Consider the following 3,854-nt stretch of genomic DNA (forward strand, 5'->3'; position numbering starts at 1 on the left):
CGCCACCGCCGTCCTCGCCGCCCCCCTGATCTTCGCCCTCGGCACCGAGGAGCAGCGCGCCACCACGCTGCCCCGGCTCGCCGCCGGAGAACTGACCGCCGCCCTCGCCGTAGCCGGCGCCGGGCTCACCACCGCCCTCGGTCTCATCGACGACAACCGCGGGGAGTGGGCGGGCGGTGGTCGCGCGGGCGGTGTGCAGGCCAGGATCCGCGACGGGGCGTGGCGGCTGTACGGGCAGGCCGAGCAGGTGCTCGATGGGCACAGCGCGGGGCTGCTCGTCGTCGCCGCGCACGCGGGAGGGTACGCCCGCTCCCGTACGCTCCTCTTCCTCGTACGCGAGGGAGCCCCCGGCCTGGTGCGGGCGCGGCAGACCGCCCTGGACGAGACCCGCGCCCAGGCGCGCGTCGAACTGCGCGACGTGGAGGCGGAGTTGCTGGGCGCTGAGGATGCCGATGTGCCGGGGGCGCTCGCCGCCGTCGGGGATGTCGCCGCGACCGTCCTGGCCGCCGAGGCCGTCGGCGCCGCGGACCGGGCGCTCGAACGGACCCTCGACCATGTGCGGCAGCGCGAGCAGTTCGGGCGCCCGATCGGTTCGTTCCAGGCGGTCAAGCACCGCCTTGCCGAGGTGTACGTACAGATCCAGGCCGCGCGCTCGGCCGCGTACTACGCGGCGTGGGCGACCGGAGCCGAGACCGCCGAACGGGCGGGGGGCCTGGCGCTGGCGCAAGGCCTCGAAGCACTGCGGACCGCCGCGTCCGAGGCCGTACAACTGCACGGCGGCATCGGCTTCACCTGGGAGCACGAGGCGCACCTGTACTTCAAACGGTCCGCAGCCGACGACCTCCTCTTCGGCCCAGTACACCAATTGAGGTCCCGAGCGGCGGACCGCGCGGGCCTGTTCACGAGGCGCCCCGTTAGGGGCGCGGGGAACTGCGCGCCCAGCCCCCACACACCCGCAGGAAGGGGCGACACCCTCTGACCCCGGAGACCACAACGGCGGACCACCACAGTGATCCGCCGCAGGGCTGACAGGACTCGGGAAACGGGAGGGCGGGAGAGCGGAAGCCCGAAAGGGCTACTTGGCCGGCTTTTTGCCGGTAACGCCCAAATGTACCAACATGGCCAAATTAGGCTTGAGTTCGGCCTGCTTGACGCCCCACGTCTGGAACCCCCGCTGGTGCGAGGCGACCGCGGCGAGCATCGCGACCAGGGAGCCCGCCATGGCCGCCGGGCTGATGTCCTTGTCGACCTTGCCCTTGGACTGCAGCTCCTTGACGGTGTCCGTAAGGGAGTTGTTGACCGAGTTGAGGATCTTCATCCGGATCTTGTAGAAGCGCTTGTCGCCCTCGGCGGCACCGAGGTCGACGACCCGGAGGATCGCGTCGTTCTTGCGCCAGAAGTCCAGGAAGCCCTCGACGAGATCCTGGGAGGTCTGCCAGCCCGCCTTGCCGACCCAGGTGCGCCCGTCGAGCACCTGGGTCAACTCCGCCCCCTCGGCGGCCATTTGCTCCGCGATCTCCAGGACGGCGCCCTCGACGTCCGGGAAGTACTGGTAGAAGGTCGCGGGTGAAGTCCCCGCCTTCCGGGCGACGTCGATGACTTTGACGTCCCGGTAGGGCGAGGAGCTGAGCATCTCGCTGAGGCAGTCGAGCAGCTTCTGACGCGTCGCCTGACCGCGTCGGCCGGCCACGCGGCCGTCGACGGTACGTACCTGTCCTGTCATGCCGTCAGCTTACCGAGGGGTGATCGGAGCGCGATTCGGCCGAGTGCAAATGGGGTTGGGGCGCGTGAGAGCGGCCCGGCGCCCACTCCGTAACAATTGACCAAATGTTCGAATCCACGCGCTGCGGGGCCCGGGGCGGCCCGCTAGCTTGGCTGGCATGGACTACGCAGAACAGGACACAGCGGGCGGCCACGAGGGCGGCTACGAGGGCGGTCACGAGGGCGGCTACGCGGAGGGCGTGCCCTGCTGGGTCGACGCGATGCTCCCCGACGTCGAGGGCGGCAAGCGGTTCTACGGCGAGCTGTTCGGGTGGACCTTCGGCGAGGACCCGGGCCCGGAGTACGGGCACTACACCCAGGCGTACAGCGAGGGCCTGCCCGTCGCCGCGCTCGCGCCCAAGACCGACGGGCGCATGCCCACCGTGTGGACCGTCTACCTCGCCACCCCCGACGCGGCCGCGCTCGCCGGACGGGTGAAGGGGGCGGGCGGCTCCATGGTCAGGGAGGCCATGCCCGTCGGCCCCTTCGGCACCATGGGTCTCGCCGCCGACCCCGAGGGCGCCGTCTTCGGGCTCTGGCAGGGCGGCAGCCACCGGGGCTTCGGCAAGAGCCGGCTGCCGGGGTCCTACTGCTGGGCCGAGGTGTACTCGCGGGACAAGACCGTCGTCGACCCCTTCTACGAGAACCTCTTCGGCTACGGCGTCCTCGACCTCGACCTCGGCGGCATCGACTTCCGCACCTGGTCGCCGCCCGGCGCCCCGGCCGGGCCCGACACGGCGGTCGGCGGGCGCAGCGTGATGTCGCCCGCCACCGACGGGTACAGCAGGCCCGAGACGCCCCCGCACTTCCTCGTCTACTTCAACGTCACCGACGCGGAAGCGACGGCCGCCGCCGTCGCCCGGCTCGGGGGACGGGTGCAGCTGGCGCCCCATGACATCCCGTACGGACGCGTCGCCGTCCTCAGGGACAACCAAGGGGCGACCTTCGCGGTGCTGGAGGACTGATACGCGGGGTGGCGGAGGGGGAGGCGGGATTTTGTCCCGCAAAACCCCGAGAAACCCTGAGACACCCCGAGACACCCCGATCCCGCCCCGGGTTCGCCACGGCCGCCTCGGACAGGAAGAATCAGGGTGCGTGCCGCCGTAGCGGCTCGGGTGGTGAGACGCTGCACGGGGCTGTCTTCTTCGGCGGCCGCGTACGGGGAGGTGGCAGGGCAAGTGGTGGATCAGCTGACGCAGCACGATCCGAGGCGGATCGGCCCGTTCGAGGTCCTCGGCAGGCTGGGCGCCGGTGGCATGGGTCTGGTCTATCTCGCGCGCTCCGCGTCGGGGCGGCGCGTGGCGATCAAGACGGTGCGGACCGAGCTCGCCGAGGACCAGCTGTTCCGCGTCCGCTTCACGCGCGAGGTCGAGGCCGCGCGTGCCGTATCCGGCTTCTACACGGCCGCCGTGGTGGACGCCGACCCGCGGGCGGCCGTGCCCTGGCTCGCCACCGCGTACGTCCCCGCGCCCTCGCTCGAGGAAATAGTGAATGAGCACGGGCCGCTGCCCACCCAGGCCGTGCGCTGGCTCGCGGCCGGGGTGGCCGAGGCCCTGGAGTCCATCCACGGCGCGGGCCTGGTCCACCGTGACCTCAAGCCGTCGAACGTTCTCGTCGTCGAGGACGGGCCCCGCGTCATCGATTTCGGCATCGCGTCCGGCGTCTCCAACACGCGGCTGACCATGACGAACGTCGCCGTCGGCACCCCCGCGTACATGTCACCCGAACAGGCCAAGGACTCCCGCAGCGTGACCGGCGCGAGCGATGTGTTCTCGCTCGGCTCCACCCTCGTCTTCGCCGCCACCGGCCACGCCCCCTTCCACGGCGCCAACCCCGTCGAGACCGTCTTCATGCTGCTCAGGGAGGGCCCCGACCTCGAAGGGCTCCCCGACGAGCTGCGGCCCCTCATCGAGTCCTGCATGCAGATGGAGGCCGCGCGGCGGCCAAGCCCCGCCGACCTCCAGGCGCAGCTCGCCCCGCACCTCTTCGCCTCCGAGAGCGCCGACAACGACGACAGCGGCACGGCGTCCGCGTGGCTGCCCGAGCGGGCCGTCGCGCTCATCGAGGCCCGCAGGGGCGGCAGGCCCCCGGCC

At 71.7% G+C, this 3,854-nt stretch carries 4 protein-coding genes; 3 read left to right on the forward strand and 1 reads right to left on the reverse strand.

The features are described from left to right. Nucleotides 1-979 (forward strand): acyl-CoA dehydrogenase family protein (locus GKQ77_RS29345; RefSeq protein WP_219692140.1); only part of this gene is annotated, 979 nt, incomplete at its 5' end. 96 nt (nucleotides 980-1,075) lie between these two features. Here GKQ77_RS29345 and GKQ77_RS29350 read toward each other — a convergent pair. Beyond that, a complete protein-coding gene (locus GKQ77_RS29350) occupies nucleotides 1,076-1,723 on the reverse strand; it encodes a TetR family transcriptional regulator (protein WP_219692142.1) in 648 nt (215 codons plus the stop codon). Nucleotides 1,724-1,880: 157 nt separating this feature from the next. On the opposite strand from GKQ77_RS29350, the gene GKQ77_RS29355 reads away from it, so the two are divergent. Together GKQ77_RS29355 and GKQ77_RS29360 are read left to right on the forward strand one after the other, a co-directional pair. Next, on the forward strand, nucleotides 1,881-2,726 hold the full coding sequence (locus GKQ77_RS29355; protein ID WP_219692147.1) for a VOC family protein: 846 nt from the start codon (nucleotides 1,881-1,883) through the stop codon (nucleotides 2,724-2,726). A 213-nt stretch (nucleotides 2,727-2,939) separates the two neighbouring features. Continuing rightward, nucleotides 2,940-3,854: serine/threonine-protein kinase (locus tag GKQ77_RS29360; protein WP_372460016.1), on the forward strand; the 915-nt coding region annotated here is incomplete at its 3' end.

Source organism: Streptomyces anatolicus (genome assembly GCF_019400875.1).
Taxonomy (GTDB): domain Bacteria; phylum Actinomycetota; class Actinomycetes; order Streptomycetales; family Streptomycetaceae; genus Streptomyces; species Streptomyces anatolicus.

What these genes read in the sequence shown, in the direction of transcription:
- GKQ77_RS29350 (WP_219692142.1), bottom strand. Translation starts at nt 1,723, where the DNA reads ATGACAGGACAGGTACGTACCGTCGACGGCCGCGTGGCCGGCCGACGC.
- GKQ77_RS29355 (WP_219692147.1), top strand. Translation starts at nt 1,881, where the DNA reads ATGGACTACGCAGAACAGGACACAGCGGGCGGCCACGAGGGCGGCTAC.